This window comes from Paractinoplanes tereljensis, assembly GCF_016862435.1.
In the GTDB taxonomy this organism is placed as follows: domain Bacteria; phylum Actinomycetota; class Actinomycetes; order Mycobacteriales; family Micromonosporaceae; genus Actinoplanes; species Actinoplanes tereljensis.
The window spans coordinates 140,846-160,167 of the sequence record NZ_BOMY01000048.1 but is presented as its reverse complement, the minus strand read 5'-3'; the positions used below and the strand labels follow the sequence as shown (position 1 = coordinate 160,167).

The following is a 19,322-nucleotide window of genomic DNA, read 5'->3' as shown; positions in this document are numbered from 1 at the left end:
TCGTGATTACACGCGGTATGTCGCTCATCAGCACGTCGGCGCGCTCACCGGTTCGCCGGTTGCGGAATTCGGTGATCCCCTCGCACCTCTGCCCCGGCCGGCTCCTCGCGCAGGGTCTTCAGGAGCAACGTGGACATCCGCAGAAGCATGCCGAGCAGCGTAGAGAGGGAGTCCGACATAAGCACCCAATATTCGGAGTGTCGCCATCGTCACTCTGGGATTGGTGCTTGTTAAGTGGAAAGCTGTCCCCACAACAAGAGGTGAAGGAACGTTAAGGAGGCGGCCAAATGCTCTGGCGCAGCTTCGTAGCAATGGGGGACAGCTTCACCGAGGGTATGAACGACGCGTACCCCGACGGAACGTTCCGCGGATGGGCCGACCTGGTGGCCGCGCGACTCGCGATCGACACCGGGCCCGACTTCGGGTACGCGAATCTCGCGATCCGCGGCAAGCTTCTCGATCAGATCATCGACGAACAACTCGAACCGACCCTGGCAATGGCGCCGGGCCTGGTCAGCATCGCGGGCGGCGGAAACGACTCGCTGCGGCCCCGGGCCGACCCGCACGCGCTTGTCGACAAGCTCGACGCGGTGGTCGGCCGGGTGCGGTCCACCGGCGCCGACGTCATTCTCTTCCGGTTCGCCGACATCACCGCCCACCTGCCGGGGCAGCGCATCGTCGGGCCGCGCGCGGCGGTGCTCAACGACGGCGCCACCGCGATCGGCGAGAAGCACGGCGCGTACGTGGTCGACCTGTTCGGCGACGACGCATTCCGGCACCCGCACATGTGGGCCCCGGACCGGCTGCACCTCTCGCCGGCCGGTCACCGGCGGGTCGCTGCGCAGGTGCTTACCGCGCTGGGCGTCGGGGTGGAGGAGGAATGGCTGCTGGTGCCGCCGTTGCCGGAGCCGACCCCGTGGCTGATGGCCCGCGGTGCCGACATGCGCTGGGTGCGGCAGCACTTCGTGCCGTGGGTTGGCCGCCACCTGCTCGGCCACTCCAGCGGTGACCTGGTCACCGCGAAGCGCCCAGCTCTCGCTCCGATCGAATAGCACCGTCCGCCGCCCCGCCACCACCCTTAACCGGACTGAAGGCATAGTTGAACCATGTCCGTAGGAAACGATCCGGCGCAAAACCTCCAGGCGTACGCGCATCCCGACCGGCTGGTCACCACCGAGTGGCTGGCCGCCAATCTCGACACACCCGGCCTGGTGGTGGTCGAGTCGGACGAGGACGTGCTGCTCTACGACACCGGGCACATCCCGGGCGCGGTCAAGGTCGACTGGCACCTCGAGCTGAACGACCAGGTCACCCGCGACTACCTCGACCCGGCCGCGTTCGCGGCACTGTGCGAGGCCAAGGGCATCGGCCGGGAAGACACGATCGTCTTCTACGGCGACAACTTCAACTGGTGGGCGGCGTACGCCCTCTGGGTCTTCCGTCTTTTCGGGCACCGCGACGTTCGGCTGCTGGATGGCGGCCGGCAGAAGTGGGTGGCCGAAGGCCGCGCCGTGACCAGGGACAAGACGTCCCGGGCGAAGGCCGACTACCCGGTTCCAATCCGGAACGACGCCGAGATCCGCGCCTTCCGTGACCAGGTCATGGGCCACATCGCCAGCGGTCGTCCGCTGGTCGACGTGCGTTCCCCGCAGGAGTACACCGGCGAGTTGACCCACATGGCGGCATATCCGCAGGAGGGCGCGCTGCGCGGCGGGCACATCCCGGGCGCGGTGAGCAAGCCGTGGAAGTCGGCGGCGAACGAGGACGGCACGTTCAAGTCGGCCGACGAACTCACCAAGATCTACCGCGACGAGCTGGGCCTCGAGTCGGCCGACGACATCATCGCCTACTGCCGCATCGGCGAGCGGTCGAGTCACACCTGGTTCGTGCTGCACCACCTGCTCGGTTACCCGCAGGTCCGGAACTACGACGGTTCCTGGACAGAGTGGGGCAATCTGGTCAAGGCGCCGATCGCCCGAGGCCCGGAGGCCGGCGGTCTGAGCTGAAGGTTAGGAACGGGCGAGATTTCTGTCGGGGGAACCCGGTAACTTCTCGCCCGTGAGCAACACCTTCCAGGTTGATCTACGGGGAATCGTCGACCTGCTGAGTCACCACCTCTACGCGAGCCCCCGCGTCTACGTCCGTGAGCTGCTGCAGAACGCGGTGGACGCGATCACCGCGACCGCCTCGGAAGACGGCCGGGTCGAGATCACCACGGGCGCCGACGCGCTGCGCGTCAGCGACAACGGCATCGGCCTCACCGAGGCGCAGGTCCACGAGCTCCTGGCTACGATCGGCCGCAGCTCGAAACGCGATGAGCTGGGCTTCGCGCGGCACGAGTTCCTCGGCCAGTTCGGCATCGGCCTGCTCTCCTGCTTCCTGGTGGCCGACGAGATCCGGGTGCACACCCGGCGGGCCGGTGCCCCGGCGGTGCTCTGGACGGGTTACTCCGACGGGCGCTACGAGGTGCGGCCCGGCGAGGACCGCGAGCCGGGGACCACGGTCACCCTGCTGCCGCGCCGAGGCGTCGAGACGCTCCTGAGCGGTGCAACGGTGAAGGAGCTGGCCGAGCTCTACGGTTCCCTGCTCCCGGTGACGGTGGAGGTCGACGGCGTCCCGGTGACCAGCGGCGAGCTGCCCTGGAAGACCGGCCGAGAGGCCTACTGCCAGCGCGTCTTCGGCTTCACCCCGTTCGACGTGGTCGAGATCAACGTGCCCGAGGCCGGCCTCACCGGCGCCGCGTTCGTGCTGCCCACGGCGGTCAACCCGGCCGCCCGCGGTGGCCACCGGGTCTACCTCAAGCGGATGCTGCTGGCCGAGAACATCGAGGGGCTGCTCCCCGAGTGGGCGTTCTTCGCCCGCTGCGTGGTCGACAGCACCGAGCTGCGCCCGACCGCGAGCCGTGAGGCGCTCTACGAGGACGGCCTGCTCGACGACGTCCGCGATGCCATCGCCGACCAGCTGCGCGGCTGGCTGGTCCGGCTGGCCGCCACCGACCCGCGCCGGCTGGCCCGCTTCCTCGGCGTGCACCACCTCGGCGTGAAGGCACTGGCCCTGCACGACGACGAGATGTTGCGCCTGGTCGAGCAGTGGTGGCCGATGGAGACCAACATGGGCCGGGTCACCCTCGCCGAGTTCCGCGAGCGGCACGGCGTGATCCGCTACGCGGCCACCACCGACGAGTTCCACCAGCTGTCCGCGGTCGCCGCGGCACAGGACATCGGCCTGATCAACGGCGGTTACGTCTACGACGCCGACATCATCGAGCGGCTGGCCACAGTGGACCGGACGGTGCGGGTCGAGCGGCTCGAGCCGACCGACCTGACCACCCGCTTCTCGAGCCTCGATGCCGAGACCGAGCTGCGGCTGCGCCCGTTCCTGGCGGTCGCCCAGCGCCGGCTCGACAAACTCGGCTGCGAGGTGGTGATCCGGGCCTACGACCCGGCCACCGTCCCCGCGCTCTACCTGGTGAGCCGGGCGGCCGCCTTCCACGACGAGTTCACCACCAGCCGCGACAAAGCCGACGACCTGTGGGGCGGCGTGCTCGACGCGCTGTCCCAGGTCGCCGCGCCGGAACGACCGCAGCTGGTGCTCAACCACCGCAATCCGCTGGTGCGCCGGGTGCTCGGCCTGGCCGATCCCGAGCTGGCCGGCCTGGCGGTCGAGTCGCTGTACGGCCAGGCGCTGATGCTCGGCCACCACCCGATCCGGCCGGCCGACGCGGCCCTGCTGAACACCTCCTTCCTGGGCCTGCTGAACCGGGCCGTGACCGCCGAGGAGCAGAAATGACGAGCGCACCCGAGTTGTGGTCTCTCCTGGGCCAGGCCGAGGAGATGCCGTACGGTTCCGCCCAGATCGCCCTGGTCGAGCAGGTGCTGCGCCGGGTCGACGAGGCCGGTGACCCGGGGTTGGCGTTCTCCGCCCGGCTCTTCGCCACCACGGCCTATGTGTACGGTGGCGAGCCCGGCAAGGCGTTCGTCCCATTCTCCTGGTGCGTCGCCGACTTCGACCGCAACCCGGCTCCGTACCACCAGCGCTGGCAGCACAACCTGCTCTGGCTGTTCAAGGCGATGGTCAGCGCGCTGACCTCGTTCCCCGAGGTGCCGTTGGCCCGCACCTACGCCGTGCTCGACGACATGGAACGCCGTTATCGCGAGAGCGGTCACGGCATGCACGCCGTCTACAAGCATCGCTACGTGGTCGCCGCGCATATCGGGCAGACCGAGGAGGCGGACGCCTGGTTCGAGCGGTGGCAGTCGGCGCCGCGTGACAGCCTCTCCGATTGCGTCGGCTGCGACCCGACCGACGTCGCCAAATATCTTTCGTCCCGGGGTCGTTACGCCGACGCGGTGGCGCTGGCCGAGCCGGTGCTGTCCGGCGATTTGTCCTGCACCGAGCAGCCGCAGGGCATCCTCCGCGAGCTGACCGTTCCCTATCTGCTGACCGGCGAGACGCAGAAGGCGGCCGACGCCCACCGCCGGGCCTACCGCCTGGAACGCGGCAACCTCGCCGACCTACGGAACATCGGCTCCCACCTGGGTTTCGCCGCGCGCACCGGCAACGAGCACCGCGGCCTCGAGATCCTCCAGCGGCACATCGACTGGCTGGAGAAAGCACCGTCACCGGCGGCCGAGATGAATTTCGCGGCCGATGCCGCCATGCTGCTGCGCCGGCTCACCGAGTCCGGGCACGGCGATCTGACCGTCAGTCGCAAGGATCGCGCCGACATCACGGTGGCCGCGCTCGCAACCGAGTTGGCCGAGCGGGCCACCGCCGTCGCGGCGAAGTTCGACGCCCGCAACGGCACCGGCCACCAGGGCGAGTTGATCGCCGAAAAGATCAAGGCCCAGCCGTACGAGACCGACGTGTCGCTCTCGCCCACCGCCCGTTCGGCCCGACCGGAAACCAGCACCCCCGAGCCCGCTCCCGAGGTTCCGGCGGTCGCCGACCCGGCCGAGCTCCTCGATCTGGCCACCGAGCAGTTCGAGCAGGAGCGGGTGCCGGCGCTGGCCGCCACGCTGGCCGCCCTCGACGAGCGCTTCCCGGAGCTGGCCGATCCGTTGCTCGCGGCACGTCGGCTCGCGATGATCGGCAACCTGGCGAGCTGGCGGGGCGACGACACCTTCGTCGAGACGTGGGCCGACGCGGCCGATCTATTCAGTGCCGCGGGCGCCGAGGGAGAGGCGATCGTGCTCCGCGCCCGGACCGCCGTGGCCCGCGCCCAGCAGGGTGAGCCCGGCCAGGGCCCGGCGATCCAGGCCGACATCGACCAACAGGAAAGCACCGGTGGCCCACGCGAGCGGGCCAACGCGTGGGCCCGGCTCGCCGTTCTGCACGCGGTGAGCGGCGAGTTGCCGAAGGCGATCGAGGCGATCACCCGCTGCACCACCTGGGCGGCGGAGTCGGCCATCCCCCGGACCATCGCGTCGCACGCCGAACTGCAGGCCCGCATCCTCGGCAACTCCGGCGACCGCGAGGGCGCCGCGGTGGCGGCCCGGGTCGCCTGGGAGTTCTACCGCGAGCACGGTCCGCGCTTCCGGCTGGCCTCGTCCGCTGCCCTTTACGGTCAGCTGGTCGACGACCCGGCGGTGCAGATCGATGCGTTCGGCTCGGCGATCGCGGCCGGTGACGCCGGCGAGGTGCTGCCCGCCCGGATCGGTCGCGGCCGCGCGCTCAAGCAGGTCGGCCGTCCCGTCGACGCCGTCGACGACCTGGTCGAGGCGGTTGCGCTGTGCGCCGAGCTCGACCTGGTCGCCGGCGGTGCCCACGCCCGGTGGGAGCTGGCCGAGGCGTACGCGATGGCCGAGCGCCCGGTGGAGGCCGCCGAGGTGGCCGAGGAAGCCCTGATCGTCTTCGACGAGCTGGACGATCAGGAGTCCGGCAACAACGCCCGGTTCCTCCTCGCGAAGCAGTACCGCGAGATTGGTGACATGGCCGGCGCGGTCGAGCGCTACCGCGAGCTGATCGAGCGGCTCGCCGACAATCCGGACGGCCGGGGCCAGGTCGGTGAGGAGGCGGCCGGCCTGCTCTTCGACCTGGACCGGGACGCCGAGGCGGCCGAAGCCTTCCGGGCCGCCGGCGAGGACCTGCACGGGGCCGGCGACCTGATCGGCGAGCTGCGCACGCTGCGCCGCCGGATCTCCGCGCTGCACTTCGCCGACGACCCGGAGGCCGCGACCGAGACGTTCCAGTTGGCCGGCGAGCGGTTCGCGGCACTGCCCGAGGAGTTGGCCGCCGAGCCCAACGCGATCTGGCAGAACGGCATGACCGCGTTCGAGCAGTCCCGCGTCCTGATGTCCCGCGAGCGGTACTCGGAAGCCGTCCCGATCCTGCTCGGGGTGCCGCCCCGGCTGCGCGCGATCGGCGCCGTCGATGACGCCGACCACCTCGACGGCATGTACGCCGAAGCCCTGCTCCGCTCGGGTGATCCGGCCGCGGCCGAGGCCCATCTTCGCGACCTGCTGGCCGGCATGGCGCCGGACGCTTCGGGCCGGGAACTGGCCGAGAAGATCTATCAGGAGGCCCAGGATGCCAAATCCTGAACGGCCGTTAAGGCAACCGCTTGACAGCGGGTTAAAGTTGCCACGTGACGACGGTTGATCAGCAACAGCGGTCGGGGCCGCCCGCTCCCCGGCGGCGGTCGCGCCGCGACGAGATCCTCGAGATCGCGGTAGGGCTCTTCGCGGCCCGCGGATATCACGGTGTGTCGATGGACGACATCGGCTCGGCCGCCGGTGTCACCGGGCCGGCGCTCTATCACCACTTCGCCGGCAAGGAGGCGATGCTGGTGGCCGCGCTGATCCCGGTCAGCGAAGGTCTGCTGCACGGCGGCAAGGCCCGGGTCAGCCAGCATGTCGACGACGCGAGCGCCGCACTCGGCGACCTGATCGACTTCCACGTGGAGTTCGCCCTGGCCAACCCGGCCGTCATCGCCCTGCACCTGCACGAGCTGGACCGTCTGCCCGACGAGCCCCGCCGCCAGATCCGCCGGCTGCAGCGCCTCTATGTCGAGGAGTGGGTCGGCGTCCTGGCGACGCTGCGCCCCGAGCTGGAGGCGGCCGAGGCCCGGGTGCTCGCCCACGCGGCGTTCGGCCTGATGAACTCGACGCCGTTCCTCGGCGGCGAGGTGGACCGCCGCCGCCGAGCCGCATTGCTGCGCGAGGCAACCATCCACGCACTGACTGGTAAGTAAGTAAAACTGAAGAAACAGGCGGGAAGCCGGCCACAAGCCAGGCACCGCCGCATCAGTGCGGCCCAGGGCCACCGCCCAGGGCCGGCGAAGACGACAAAGGGGTCGCCATGATCGAGTCGTTGCTTGTCGCGAACCGGGGCGAAATCGCCCGCCGGATCATCCGTACCGCCAACCGGCTGGGGATCCGCACCATCGCGGTCCACTCCGAGGCGGACGCCGACCTGCCCTTCGTCCGGGAGGCCACCGAGGCGATCTGTGTCGGCCCGGCCAACCCGGCGCAGAGCTATCGGAACACCGAGGCCATCCTGGCCGCCGCGAAGTCGACCGGCGCCCAGGCGATCCACCCCGGCTACGGGTTCCTCAGCGAGAACGCCGACTTCGCCCGCACGGTCGAGGCGAACGGACTGATCTGGGTCGGCCCGCCGGCCGACGCGATCACCGCGATGGGCGACAAGATCAACGCCCGAAACCTGATGGCCGAGGCCGGCGTGCCGGTCGCGCCGGGCGCGCACGACCCGGCCGCCACCGTCGAAGCCGCGATCGCGGCGGCCACCGCCATCGGCTATCCGGTGATGGTCAAGGCCGCGGCGGGCGGCGGCGGCATGGGCATGGCGGTCGCGGCCGACGAGGCGAGCCTCCGCACCGAATACGCCAAGGTCACCGCGTTCGCCGAGCGGATGTTCGGCGACGCCGCGGTGCTGATCGAGCGCTACTACCCTCGAGTGCGCCACGTCGAGGTGCAGATCCTCGGCCTGGCCGACGGCCGGGTGATCGCGCTGAGCGAGCGGGAGTGCTCGGTGCAGCGCCGCAACCAGAAGCTGGTCGAGGAGGCCCCGTCCCCGGCGGTGAGCCCCGAGCTGCGCGAACGCCTGCTGGCGGCGGCGGTCCTGGCCGGCGAGGCGGTCGGTTACCGCAACGCGGGCACGGTCGAGTGCCTGCTCGACCCGGCGACCGGCGAGTTCTTCTTCCTCGAGATGAACACCCGCCTGCAGGTCGAGCACCCGATCACCGAGCTGATCCACGGCATCGACCTGGTCGAGCTTCAGCTGCGGATCGCATCCGGGGAAACGGTCGAGCTGCCGGCTGGAACACATGGACACGCGATCGAGCTGCGGATCAACGCGGAGGACCCGAAGCGCTTCCTCCCCGGCCCCGGCAAGATCACCACCTGGGTCGAACCGACCGGCGACGGCACCCGAGTCGACTCCGGCTACGCCGACGGCAACACGGTCACCCCGTTCTACGACTCGCTGATGGCCAAGCTGATCCTCTTCGGCACCGACCGGGACGACGCGCTGGCCAAGGCCCGCGCCGCGGTGGCCGGCTTCCAGATCGCCGGCCCCAAGAACAACCTGCCGTTCTTCGCCGAGCTGCTGGAAAACGACGAGTTCCGCTCCGGCGACTACGACACGGGCATCGTGGGGAGAATGCGATGAGTGAAGTCAGCATTCGCGAGGTGGCACCACGGGACGGCCTGCAGAACGAGGAGCCGATCCCGACCGAGTCCAAGGTCCGCCTGATCGACGCCCTGAGCGAGACCGGCGTCCGGCGCATCGAGGCCGTCTCGTTCGTGCACCCGAAGGCGATTCCGCAGATGGCGGACGCCGACGAGGTCTGGCGGCAGGCCCACAAGAACCCGGAAGTCCGCTATTCGGCGCTCATTCCGAATACCAGGGGCGCACAGCGCGCGATCGCCGCCGGTTTCCGGGAGATAGAGGTCGTCGTCTCGGCCAGCGACACCCACAACCGGCGCAACCTCAATCGGTCCACAGAGGAGTCGGTGGACGACATCGCCGCACTGATTCCGCTGGTCCACGACGCGGGCGCGACCCTCGAGGTGATCGTCGCGACGAGTTTCGGCTGCCCGTTCGAGGGCGACGTGGATCCGGACCGGGTGGCCGGCATCGTGGCTCGCGTCCGCGCCGACGGCGCGGACCGCATCGCCTTCGGCGACACGACCGGCATGGCGACTCCGCGCCGGGTTCGTGATCTTCTTTCGGCCGTACGCCCCGACCTGCTGCACTTCCACAACACCAGGGGTACGGGGTTGGCGAACATCCTCACCGCTCTCGACCTCGGGGTGACCGAGTTCGACGCGAGCGTCGGTGGAATAGGCGGCTGCCCGTACGCTCCGGGCGCTTCCGGCAATGTCGCGACCGAGGAGGTCGTCCACATGCTGCACGACATGGGCATCGACACCGGAATCGACCTGGACCGCCTGATCGAGACGGCCGAGATGGCCGAAAAACTGCTCGGCCGCACCCTCCCATCCGGTGTCCTCCGAGCCGGACCACGTACGAGATTGGTGTGATTTCCTTCGCAGTCTGCTGCGATCATTTTTCCTATTTGTCGGCGTGACCCTCGCTCGGCCGCTTCGTTACCAATACCGAGTGGCCGATGTCGCCGGAATACCGGCGGATCCGCCACCGGCCGAACGGTCGACAACGAGGGGCGGAACCGATGACGGGACTGGGAGTCGAGCGCTTGATGCGCGCGGCGTACCCGTCGCCGTCCGTGTCGCTCACCGCAGCGTCCATGCCCTTGCCGCCTCACATCCAGGGGGCGGAGCGGCAGCGGAGCCGGTGGGGTCTGCGCCTTCTCGTCATCGGCGGACTGGCCGGTGCGGCCTGGCTGCTCACCGGTAGTGCCGCGCAAGCCGCGGACTGGGCCGACGAGCCATCCGGCTCATTGCTCGGCGCGGTTCTGGGCGGCGACGCCACCGCGCCGGTCACCGATCTCCTCGCAGCGGCCGCTCAGCCGCTGGAGACGGGGCCGGCCCATCAGCACCACGCCGTGGCCGACATTCTCGAGGTTCCGCAACGGGTGCTCACGCATTCGGCGGAAACCGTGAACGAGATCGCCCGCGGCGGCATCGAGAACGATGTGGACGCTGGCCCACGCCGCCTCACCGGCGGATCGGCGCCCGATCAAAAGCGGATCGGCACCCAGGACAACGCGCGCCCGGCTACGGAACAGCCTCTACTGGAACCGGTCGATGAGCCGGTGCAGGTGGAAGCGCCTCCGACGCCGGTCGCACAGCCGAACCGCGTACGTCTCACCAAGGCTTTGCGTGCCCCGGCCCCCGCCGCCCTCCGGTCCGGTACCGCCGTCCGGCACGTCAAGGCAACAACCTCCGCACCGGTCGCGCACCGGAACCGCCATGTCACCGCTCACGCGGTCGTCGCGGTACCGGAAGTGGTGCGCGAGGGCACTCCCGGCGGACCGGCTGCGCCACTGCAGCTGCACCTCGGGGACGTCAGCGGCACCCCGACCACCGGGTCGGGGACACCGACGGAAGGTGGCTCCGCAGCCTTCCTGCCGGCTGCGATCGCGAGCAGCACGATGGCCTGCCAACGGCTGCCGATCGCGTCCGATGTCGAGGTCCGGCGGTACGACGCCGAGGCACCGACCGTCTCACCTGACTGAGTGATGGCGTCCGGCGGTCCACCCGACCGCTGGTAACCGGCCGGCACCGGCTTCGGTGTCCGCGTTCCGGCTCGATTCCCGAACCGCTTGCGAACAAGCGGCGAATCAACGACGCCTGAAATCACGCAACCGCACCGAAGCGCAATTGGCGCATGTCGACAAAGCGGAGTCAGGACAGAAGCTAAAGAGCCAGGGCACCGCTGCGCCCGAAATGCAGTTCCGGAACGTCATTAACTAAATACGTAACACCATTTGTCGAAACATTTCTGAAAGGCATCTTCCCCCATGAAGACTTGGGTTCGCAAAACTCTGAGCGTCGGTGTCCTGGCTGCTGGCGCCCTGCTGTTCGCCCCGGGCGGCGCCGCCCACGCCGATTCCCGTCAGGTGACCGGCGCCAACAACGGCATCCTCAACGGCACCCAGATCGCGGTGCCGGTGCGGGTCCCGGTCAACATCGTCGGCAACTCGCTCGGCATCCTCGGCGTGGCCGACTCCCGCGCCGTCGGCCTCAACCGGACCGAGAGCACCCACGGCGGTCAGGCGACCGGTGTCAACAACGGGATCCTCAACGGCACCCAGGCCTACCTCCCGGTCAGCGTGCCGTTGAACATCGCCGGCAACTCGGCCGCGGTGCTCGGCTCGGCCCAGTCGAACGCCATCGCCGCCAACGCCGAGAGCGCGCACACCACCGAGGGCTTCTTCCCGGGTGACGGCCAGTTCACCGGGGCCAACAACGGGTTCCTGAACGGCACCCAGATCTACGCCCCGGTCGACGTTCCGATCAACGTCTGCGGCAACTCGCTCGCCATCCTCGGCGGCGCGTCCTCCCAGGCGCTCTGCGCGAACAACGTCTCCGTTCGCCGGAGCAGCTTCAAGAAGGAGAGCGGCAAGACCACCGAGGGTGGCTGGCAGGTCACCGGGGCCAACAACGGCATCGCGAACGGCACCCAGCTGCTGGCCCCGATCAGCCTGCCGGTGAACCTCTCCGGCAACTCGGCTGCCCTCCTCGGCTCGGCCAGCTCCCGCGCGGTCTCGGTCAACGAGTCGGCGCAGGGCGGCCCGGGCGGGTTCGGTCAGTTCACCGGGGCCAACAACGGGATCCTGAACGGCTCGCAGATCGCGGTTCCGATCAGCGTTCCGATCAACGTCTGCGGTAACTCGCTCGGCATCCTGGGCGCGGCCAGCTCGACGGCGGCGTGCGCCAACGGCGTCGACTTCGGCGGCTTCGGCGGCGGCAGTGGCTTCGGCGGCGACTTCGAGGACGACGACTGGGGCTTCGACGGCGGTCACGGCCACGGCCACGGGCACGGTCATGGCCACGGCCAGGACCCGGACGACAACGCCGGTGTCAACGGCGAGGACCCGGACGACGACAGCTACCTGGGCGACAGCGGCGAGGAGCCGGCGACCAACGGCTACGGCCAGACCCAGGGCGAGGAGCCGGCGTCGAACGACGGCTACGGCACCCCGCAGGGCGAGGAGCCGGCGGCCCAGGACGACAACACCGACGACACCTACGCCGGTAACCAGAACGCTGCCACCGGTTCGAAGACCGACGCCAAGGGCGGCCGGGCCAAGGGCAAGAAGGCCGAGTCCTCCCCGGTTGCCGGTCTGACCGAGACCGTCAGCGGCTTCTCCGACAGCTCCGGGCTGGCCGGCCTGGGCCTGCTCAACACCCTGCGCTGAACCACGGCGACAGCGGTAAATACCGGGTAGCGCCGTCCCGGGCGCGACCTGGCGACGCCACGAGGCGTCGAGCAAGACCCGGTGCCCCTCCACGGCACCGGTCGTAAAAGAACGAACGGGAGTCTCCGCAACCGGCGGAGGCTCCCGTTCGTCGTTGCCGTTCGCTCTCCGGATGCGCTAGCCTAACGATCGTTCAGGTTCTAACGACCGTTAAGGAACCTGGCGATTCAGGAGGGAACGAGTTGACCATCGACGAGGAGTCGCTCGCGCAGGTCCGCAAGCGCGTGCTGGCCGGCGGCGCAGAGCGTTACCACACGGCCAACGCGGCCAAGGGCAAGCTGTTCGCCCGCGAGCGCATCGCCCTGCTGGTCGACGACGACTCCTTCGTCGAGGACGGTCTCTACGCCAACAGTCTGGCCGACGGATTGCCCGCCGACGGCGTGATCACCGGAACCGCCCGCATCGACGGCCGCGACGTCTGCCTGATGGCCAACGACTCCACGGTCAAGGCCGGTTCCTGGGGAGCCCGCACGGTCGAAAAGATCATCCGAATCATCGAACGCGCCTACGAATACGGCGTTCCGATGGTCTATCTGGTCGACTCGGCCGGCGCCCGCATCACCGACCAGGTCGACCTGTTCCCCGGCCGCCGCGGCGCCGGCAAGATCTTCCACACCCAGGTCCGGGCGTCCGGCTCGATCCCGCAGGTGTGCGCGCTGTTCGGCCCGTCCGCCGCCGGTGGCGCCTACATCCCGGCGTTCTGCGATGTCGTGATCATGGTCGAGGGCAACGCGAGTATGTACCTGGGCTCCGACCGCATGGTCGAGATGGTCACCGGCGAGAAGACGACGCTCGAGGCGATGGGCGGGGCCCGAGTGCACTGCGCCGAGTCCGGCGTCGGTCACTTCCTCTGCAAGACCGAGCCCGAGGCGCTCGACACGGTCCGTCGCTACCTTTCTTATCTGCCGGCCAACTGGCAGCAGAAACCGCCTGCGGTGCAGGCCCCCGAGGGCCAGGCGTCGGTCGATCTGGCCGCGCTGGTTCCGGCGAGTGAGCGCCAGGCTTTCGACATGCGGCGGTACGTGAAAGGCCTGGTCGACAAGGATTCTTTCTTCGAGATCCACGCGTTGTGGGCCCGGGAACTGACGGTCGGCTTCGCTCGGCTGAACGGCGAGGTCGTCGGGGTGCTCGGCAACAACTCGATGTTCAAGGGCGGTGTGCTCTTCGTCGACTCGGCCGACAAGGCGACCCGCTTCATCCAGCTGTGCGACGCGTTCAACGTGCCGCTGATCTTCCTGTCCGACGTGCCCGGCTTCATGGTCGGCTCGGCGGTGGAGAAACAGGGCATCATCCGGCACGGCGCCAAGATGATCACCGCGGTCTCCGAGGCCACGGTGCCGAAGATCTGCGTGGTGGTCCGCAAGGCGTACGGCGCGGGCCTTTACGCCATGGCCGGCCCCGGCTTCGACCCGGACGCCACGATCGCCCTGCCCACCGCCAAGATCGCGGTGATGGGTGCCGAGGCCGCGGTCAACGCGGTCTACGCCAACAAGATCGCCGCGCTGCCGACCGACGAGGAACGGGCCGCGTTCGTCGCAGCTCGCCGCGCCGAATACGAACAGGACATCGACATCATGCGCCTGGCCAGCGAGCTGGTCGTGGACACGGTCGTCGAGCCCGACCAGCTTCGCACCGAAATAGGCCGGCGGATCGCCGCCGCGCGCACCAAGGACCGCAGCTTTTCCCGGCGCCGGCACGGCGTCACGCCCGTCTGACAGGAGAGGGACATGGTCGACTTCCGGCTCGACGAGGAGCAGGAGGCGCTGCGCGCGAGCGTGCGCGACTTCGCTCAGGAGCAGGTCGCGCCGGTGATCGGCGAGCATTACGAACACAAGACTTTTCCGTACGACCTGGTCCGGCAGATGGGCAAGATGGGCCTGTTCGGGCTGCCGTTCCCGGAGAACTTCGGTGGCATGGGCGGTGACTACTTCACCCTCTGCATCGCCCTGGAAGAGCTGGCCAGAGTGGACAGCTCGCTCGCCGTCACCCTCGAGGCCGGGGTCTCGCTGGGCCTTATGCCGATCTACCGGTACGGCACACCCGAGCAGAAGAAGCAGTGGCTACCCCAGCTGACCAGCGGCGAAGGGCTGGCCGCGTTCGGACTCACCGAGCCCGGCTCCGGCTCCGACGCGGGTGCGATCACCACCCGCGCGGTGCTCGACGAGTCGACCGGCGAGTGGGTGATCAACGGGGCCAAGGCGTTCATCACCAATTCCGGCACCGACATCACCCGGCTGGTCACCGTGATGGCCGCGACCGGCACCAACCCGGACGGCTCCAAGGAACTCTCCACGATCATCGTCCCGGCCGGCACACCCGGCTTCGCGGTGGCACCCGGTTACTCCAAGGTCGGCTGGTGCGCGTCGGACACCCACGAGCTGTCCTTCGACGACGTGCGGGTGCCGGCCGCCAACCTGCTCGGCGTGCGGGGCCGCGGCTTCGCCCAGTTCCTGCGCATCCTCGACGAGGGCCGGATCGCGATCGCGGCGCTCGCCGTCGGCCTGGCCCAGGGCTGCGTCGACGAGTCGGTCAAGTACTCCAAGGAGCGCGTCGCGTTCGGCCGCCCGATCGGCAACTACCAGGCGATCCAGTTCATGATCGCGGACATGGATCTGCGGGCGCACACGGCCCGGCTCGGCTACTACGACGCCGCGGCCCGGATGCTCGCCGGTGAGGACTTCAAGCGGTACGCGGCGATCGCGAAGCTCAACGCCAGCAACGCCGCCATGGAGAACAGTCGGTACGCAACGCAGGTGCACGGTGGCTACGGCTTCATGAACGAGTCGCCGGTGGGCCGCTTCTACCGCGACGCCAAGATCCTCGAGATCGGCGAGGGCACCTCCGAGGTGCAGCGCATGCTCATCGCCCGAGGTCTCGGTCTGTAACGGCACAATGGACACATCGGGCGAATCGGGACCAGAGATCCGTCCGCTTTCCGACAGGGTTGGATGTCTGCTCGCCCGTATGCTCCCACGTGCATAGGTTCGGACCATGGCGGCAGATGGGGGCGCGGGCCAGGGTGGCTCTGGCTTCGACATCGTGCTGCGCCGGCACCGTCTCCAGGCCAAGCTGACCCAGGAAGAATTGGCCGCTCGCGCAGCGATCGGGGTCCGGACGGTCCGTGACCTCGAGCGCGGTCGCGCCTCCCGCCCGCAGCGCACCACCGTCGAGCTGCTCGCCGCGGCTCTCGGTCTGGCCGGCACCGAGCGGGAGGCATTTCTCGCCGCCGCCCGCGGTCAGCACGCCGAGGAACCGCTGCCGCCGACCGCGTTCCAGCAGATGCCGCCGTCGGCCGAGTTGATCGGCCGCGACTCCGACGTCGCCGAACTGGTCGCCCGACTCACCGATCCCGACGGCCCGCGCGGGGTGACCCTCGTCGGCATCGCCGGCGTCGGCAAGACCAGCCTCGGCCTGACCGTGTCGCACCGGGCGGCCGCGGCCTATCCGGGTGGCGTGGCCGGCATCGTGATCACCGAGGGCTCGTCGGCCGGCGAGATGCTCAGCGTCATCGCGGCGGTGTTCGGCGTGGGCCGCGCCGACGACCTGCTCGGCCACTTCGCCGACCGGGCCGCCCTGGTCTTCGTCGACGCGGTGGAGCGTGCGCCCGAGGCCGGCGCCGAGGCGCTCAGCCGACTGCTCGACCGGATTCCCTCGATGCGGTTCCTGGCCACCGGCCGGCATCCGGTCGGGCTGCCGGTCGAACGCGTCTGGCCGCTCGCCCCGCTGGTCGCGCCGCCGCCCGAGACGAGCAACACGATCGCGGCAATCTCGGCGTACCCGGCGGTGGGTCTCTTTCTGGAACGTCTTGGCCGGGTGCGCCACACCGAGCTGGAGCCCGATGAGGTCGCGCCGCTTGCCATTCTGGTCCGCCGCCTCGGCGGCATTCCGCTGGCCATCGAGCTGGCCGCGGCCCGCGGCCGCGTCCTGACCATCCCCGAGATCCTCGATCGGTACGGCGACCGCGTGCTCGATCTGGACCGGCCGTCCAGCTCGCCGGATGGTGTGGTCTCGCTGCGCGAAGCCGTGGCCGCCAGTTATCGCCTGCTCAACCCGGGTGAGCAGCACGCGCTGCGCCGGCTGGCGATGTTCCAGCACCGCTGGTCGTTGGTGCTCGCCGAGCAGATGACCGCCGGCACCCAGACCGACGGCGCCGACGTCGTGCACCTGCTCGATCGTCTGCTCGAACTCGGCCTGCTCAGCGTGCGCGGACGCCGCACCTTCCGGTTCCGGCTGCTCGACGTGGTGCGCGACTATGCCGCGGAGCAGGCCGTCGCGGCCGGCGAGTTGACCGACGCCCGCCGGCGGCATGCCCGGGTCGTCGCCGAGCTGATCCAGCAGATCGCGCCCGACCTGATCGGCACCGGCCTGACCGACGCCGCCACCCGCCTCGACGATGTGGCAAGTGACCTCGGCTTCGCGATCGCCTTCGCGGCCGGCGAAGATCCGCACACCGCGCTGCGCATCGCCGGTGCGCTTCCGCGCTGGTGGCGGTTCCGCGGGCGGGATGTCAGCGGCCGGCAGTGGCTGCGCCGCCTGCTCGACGATCCGCGCACCGCCAACGCCGACCCGGAACTGCGGGCCTGGGCCAAGATCGGTCTCGCCCAGCTGGCCCTCGAGCACGGCGCCGGGGCCGAGGAGATCGAATCGGCGACCGCCGCGGTGGCCGAGTTCGAGCGGCTCGGCTCGCTGACCGGCCAACTCGCCGCGCACAACCAGCTCGCCTCGCTGTGGATGACCACCGGTAGTTACGGCGAGGCCCGCCGGCATGGCGAAGCGGCCCTGGCCCTGGCCCGGGACAGCGGCAAGATCCGGGACATGGCGGTCGCCGAGAACAACCTGACCTGGCACGAGATTCGCGAGGGTGACCTGGCGGCCGCGCGTCGCCGGCTCGCCGCGGTCGACGAGCTGGCCAGTAGGTGCGGCGAGGAGCGGTTGCGGGCGGTGGCCCTGACCAACCTGGCCGAGGTGGCGCGGCTCGAGGGCCGGCCGGAGGAGGCCGAGCGGCTGGGCCGCAGCGCCGTCCCGGAGCTCGACCGGGTCGGCGACCCGAACCACCGGCGGCGGCTGCTCGCGACGATCGGCCTCGCGCTGGCCGAGTCGGGGCAGGTCGAGGAGGCGCTCGAGATCCTGGAGCGCCTGCGCCTGCCCGACGAGCTGCCGCCGGACGGGCCGGCCGCGGTGGTCGAGGCGGCGGTGGCGTTGCGGCAGGGCGAGCAGAAGCACGCGGCGGAGTGTTTCGCCCGGGCCGCCGAGGCGTACGACGGTGCGCATGATCCGCGAGACGTGGTGGAGGCGCTGGTCGGGCTCATCGTGAGCACTCCGAACCAGGACGAGCAGGCAGCGGGGGTGCGGCGGTTGGCCGACCTGTGCCGGTCGGGCGGAATCACGCTGCTTGCACGTGAACGTGCCCGGCTCGGCCCGGCGATTACCGCCCAGGTCGTGGCGCTTGACCCCTGATGTGGCGCGGACGGCCGGCGATCGTGCCCCCCACGCGCCGGCCGTCGCAACGCCCCACCAGTAACGCGGCGAAAACGAAGGCTCCCCCGTCAGCCCCGTGCGTTCGCCTCGGTCGCGCCGCATCCCCCTTGCGCTGATCACAGTAGCCGCGGGCGCACCGGTCACTCAGGAGATATGTCCGTTTGCGCCCTCGGGTGGCGCAGTTCTGCCGGTATTTCTGCCGGTCTTACGCGGCCTGGACGGCAGTCTGGTCGGAGCTGCCGGCGGTGGCGCACGGGTTGACCGCGTCCCGGATGGTGCGCAGCGAGTCGAGCATGCCGGCCAACTGCTCCGGGGACAGCTGCCCGATGAACCACTGCTGGATCAGGGCGAGGTGGCCGGGGAGGACCTGGTCGAGGCGGGCGCGGCCGGCCTCGGTGATCACGGCGTAGGAGCTGCGGCGGTCGCTCGGGCAGGCCTCGCGACAGACCAGGCCGTCGCGGTCCATCCGGTCGACCACGCGGGTCACCCCACTGGTGGACAGCGACGTCTGACCGGCCAGATCGGTCATCCGCAGGCGACTGCCGGGCGAGCGGGCGAGGCGCATGAGCACCTCGAACTCGACGGCGGACAGTCGGTGTTCCTCGAACTGCGCGGCGAAACGTGCGGTCAGGCCCGTGTAGGCCTCGGAGAACAGGCCGGCTGCGGTGAAGCGGGGGTCATCCAGGTCGGTACTCACGGGCAACAGCCTACCTCAAACACTTGACAAGCGGAATATTGCTGCCGCTATAGTTGCTGTGTCACGCAATCATCCCCGCTCGTTGCTCGAAAGAAGGAACAAGTCATGACCGAGTCCGTCGCCAGCACCCGTCCGTTCGAGGGTCTGCAGATCCCCGCGGCCGGCACTTACGAGCTGGACGCCGCGCACAAGCGGGTCGGGTTCGTGGCGCGTCACCTCATGGTCAGCAAGGTTCGCGGGCAGTTTGCCGAGGCCGGCGCGACCATCACGATTGCCGAGGACCCGCTGCAGTCCTCCGTCACCGCCTCGATCACCACGGCCAGCATCGAGACCGGCCAGGTCGACCGGGACAACCACCTGCGCAGCGGCGACTTCTTCGAGTCGGAGAAGTACCCGACCATCGAGTTCCGCAGCACGGGCATCAAGTCGCACGCCGGTGCCGAGTTCGTCCTCGACGGCGAGCTCACCATCAAGGGCGTGACCAAGCCGGTCGAGCTGGTCGTCGAGTTCGAGGGCGCCACCACCAGCCCGTACGGTTTCGGGGTCTTCGGTTTCAGCGCGCACACCGAGATCGACCGTGAGGACTGGGGCCTGACCTGGAACATGGCGCTCGAGTCGGGCGGCGTGATGGTCGGCAAGAAGATCAAGATCGAGATCGAGGGCGAAGCCATCCGCCAGGCCTGAGCCTTCTGACAGTCCACAAAGAGCCGCTGCCCGATTGCCGGGCGGCGGCTCTTTTGGTGTCTGGCGGAGGCGGCCCGAGGATGGCAAGGTGGACCGAGC

At 69.7% G+C, this 19,322-nt stretch carries 14 protein-coding genes; 13 read left to right on the top strand and 1 reads right to left on the bottom strand.

Features of this window, described 5'->3' with window-relative positions; genetic code table 11:
* Nucleotides 1-287 precede the first annotated feature (287 nt).
* The 12 genes from Ate02nite_RS38005 to Ate02nite_RS37950 all read left to right on the top strand — a co-directional run bounded on the left by Ate02nite_RS38005 (nt 288) and on the right by Ate02nite_RS37950 (nt 17,821).
* Entirely contained in the window at nt 288-1,052 is a 765-nt protein-coding gene (locus Ate02nite_RS38005) for an SGNH/GDSL hydrolase family protein (RefSeq protein WP_203812747.1), read from the top strand.
* Between the two features lie 54 nt (nt 1,053-1,106).
* The gene (locus Ate02nite_RS38000; protein WP_203812746.1) at nt 1,107-2,006 is read left to right on the top strand and encodes a sulfurtransferase; all 900 of its coding nucleotides are present in this window, start codon (nt 1,107-1,109) and stop codon (nt 2,004-2,006) included.
* A gap of 52 nt (nt 2,007-2,058) precedes the next feature.
* Complete coding sequence (locus Ate02nite_RS37995; protein WP_203812745.1) at nt 2,059-3,789, top strand: HSP90 family protein; 1,731 nt, start codon at nt 2,059-2,061, stop codon at nt 3,787-3,789.
* Nucleotides 3,786-6,542 carry a tetratricopeptide repeat protein gene (locus tag Ate02nite_RS37990; RefSeq protein ID WP_203812744.1) on the top strand — a complete coding sequence of 919 codons (2,757 nt, stop codon included), beginning with the start codon at nt 3,786-3,788 and terminating at the stop codon, nt 6,540-6,542. The genes Ate02nite_RS37995 and Ate02nite_RS37990 overlap by 4 nt, the downstream gene beginning before the upstream one ends.
* 44 nt (nt 6,543-6,586) lie before the next feature.
* Complete coding sequence (locus Ate02nite_RS37985; protein WP_203812743.1) at nt 6,587-7,192, top strand: TetR/AcrR family transcriptional regulator; 606 nt, start codon at nt 6,587-6,589, stop codon at nt 7,190-7,192.
* Nucleotides 7,193-7,299: 107 nt separating this feature from the next.
* Nucleotides 7,300-8,628, top strand: a complete 1,329-nt coding sequence (locus tag Ate02nite_RS37980; RefSeq protein WP_203812742.1) for an acetyl-CoA carboxylase biotin carboxylase subunit — start codon at nt 7,300-7,302, stop codon at nt 8,626-8,628.
* Nucleotides 8,625-9,503 carry a hydroxymethylglutaryl-CoA lyase gene (locus Ate02nite_RS37975; RefSeq protein WP_203812741.1) on the top strand — a complete coding sequence of 293 codons (879 nt, stop codon included), beginning with the start codon at nt 8,625-8,627 and terminating at the stop codon, nt 9,501-9,503. The genes Ate02nite_RS37980 and Ate02nite_RS37975 overlap by 4 nt, the downstream gene beginning before the upstream one ends.
* A gap of 86 nt (nt 9,504-9,589) precedes the next feature.
* Nucleotides 9,590-10,618, top strand: a complete 1,029-nt coding sequence (locus Ate02nite_RS37970; RefSeq protein ID WP_203812740.1) for a hypothetical protein — start codon at nt 9,590-9,592, stop codon at nt 10,616-10,618.
* Nucleotides 10,619-10,903: 285 nt separating this feature from the next.
* Nucleotides 10,904-12,304 carry a chaplin family protein gene (locus tag Ate02nite_RS37965; RefSeq protein ID WP_203812739.1) on the top strand — a complete coding sequence of 467 codons (1,401 nt, stop codon included), beginning with the start codon at nt 10,904-10,906 and terminating at the stop codon, nt 12,302-12,304.
* 242 nt (nt 12,305-12,546) lie between these two features.
* Nucleotides 12,547-14,079, top strand: coding sequence for an acyl-CoA carboxylase subunit beta (locus Ate02nite_RS37960; protein WP_203812738.1), 1,533 nt, complete (start codon nt 12,547-12,549; stop codon nt 14,077-14,079).
* 12 nt (nt 14,080-14,091) lie between these two features.
* Entirely contained in the window at nt 14,092-15,249 is a 1,158-nt protein-coding gene (locus Ate02nite_RS37955) for an acyl-CoA dehydrogenase family protein (RefSeq protein WP_203812737.1), read from the top strand.
* A gap of 106 nt (nt 15,250-15,355) precedes the next feature.
* Nucleotides 15,356-17,821, top strand: coding sequence for an ATP-binding protein (locus Ate02nite_RS37950; protein ID WP_203812736.1), 2,466 nt, complete (start codon nt 15,356-15,358; stop codon nt 17,819-17,821).
* Between the two features lie 226 nt (nt 17,822-18,047).
* Here Ate02nite_RS37950 and Ate02nite_RS37945 read toward each other — a convergent pair whose 3' ends face one another.
* The gene (locus Ate02nite_RS37945; RefSeq protein ID WP_203812735.1) at nt 18,048-18,539 is read right to left on the bottom strand and encodes a MarR family winged helix-turn-helix transcriptional regulator; all 492 of its coding nucleotides are present in this window, start codon (nt 18,537-18,539) and stop codon (nt 18,048-18,050) included.
* Nucleotides 18,540-18,644: 105 nt separating this feature from the next.
* Between Ate02nite_RS37945 and Ate02nite_RS37940 the strand changes: the two genes are divergently transcribed.
* The gene (locus tag Ate02nite_RS37940; protein WP_203812734.1) at nt 18,645-19,223 is read left to right on the top strand and encodes a YceI family protein; all 579 of its coding nucleotides are present in this window, start codon (nt 18,645-18,647) and stop codon (nt 19,221-19,223) included.
* The last annotated feature ends 99 nt before the right edge of the window (nt 19,224-19,322 follow it).

Coding starts and splice junctions, on each gene's coding strand:
- Ate02nite_RS37975 (WP_203812741.1), top strand. CDS start 8,625: ATGAGTGAAGTCAGCATTCGCGAGGTGGCACCACGGGACGGCCTGCAG.
- Ate02nite_RS37940 (WP_203812734.1), top strand. CDS start 18,645: ATGACCGAGTCCGTCGCCAGCACCCGTCCGTTCGAGGGTCTGCAGATC.
- Ate02nite_RS38005 (WP_203812747.1), top strand. CDS start 288: ATGCTCTGGCGCAGCTTCGTAGCAATGGGGGACAGCTTCACCGAGGGT.
- Ate02nite_RS37990 (WP_203812744.1), top strand. CDS start 3,786: ATGACGAGCGCACCCGAGTTGTGGTCTCTCCTGGGCCAGGCCGAGGAG.
- Ate02nite_RS38000 (WP_203812746.1), top strand. CDS start 1,107: ATGTCCGTAGGAAACGATCCGGCGCAAAACCTCCAGGCGTACGCGCAT.
- Ate02nite_RS37955 (WP_203812737.1), top strand. CDS start 14,092: ATGGTCGACTTCCGGCTCGACGAGGAGCAGGAGGCGCTGCGCGCGAGC.
- Ate02nite_RS37950 (WP_203812736.1), top strand. CDS start 15,356: ATGGCGGCAGATGGGGGCGCGGGCCAGGGTGGCTCTGGCTTCGACATC.
- Ate02nite_RS37980 (WP_203812742.1), top strand. CDS start 7,300: ATGATCGAGTCGTTGCTTGTCGCGAACCGGGGCGAAATCGCCCGCCGG.
- Ate02nite_RS37970 (WP_203812740.1), top strand. CDS start 9,590: ATGTCGCCGGAATACCGGCGGATCCGCCACCGGCCGAACGGTCGACAA.
- Ate02nite_RS37965 (WP_203812739.1), top strand. CDS start 10,904: ATGAAGACTTGGGTTCGCAAAACTCTGAGCGTCGGTGTCCTGGCTGCT.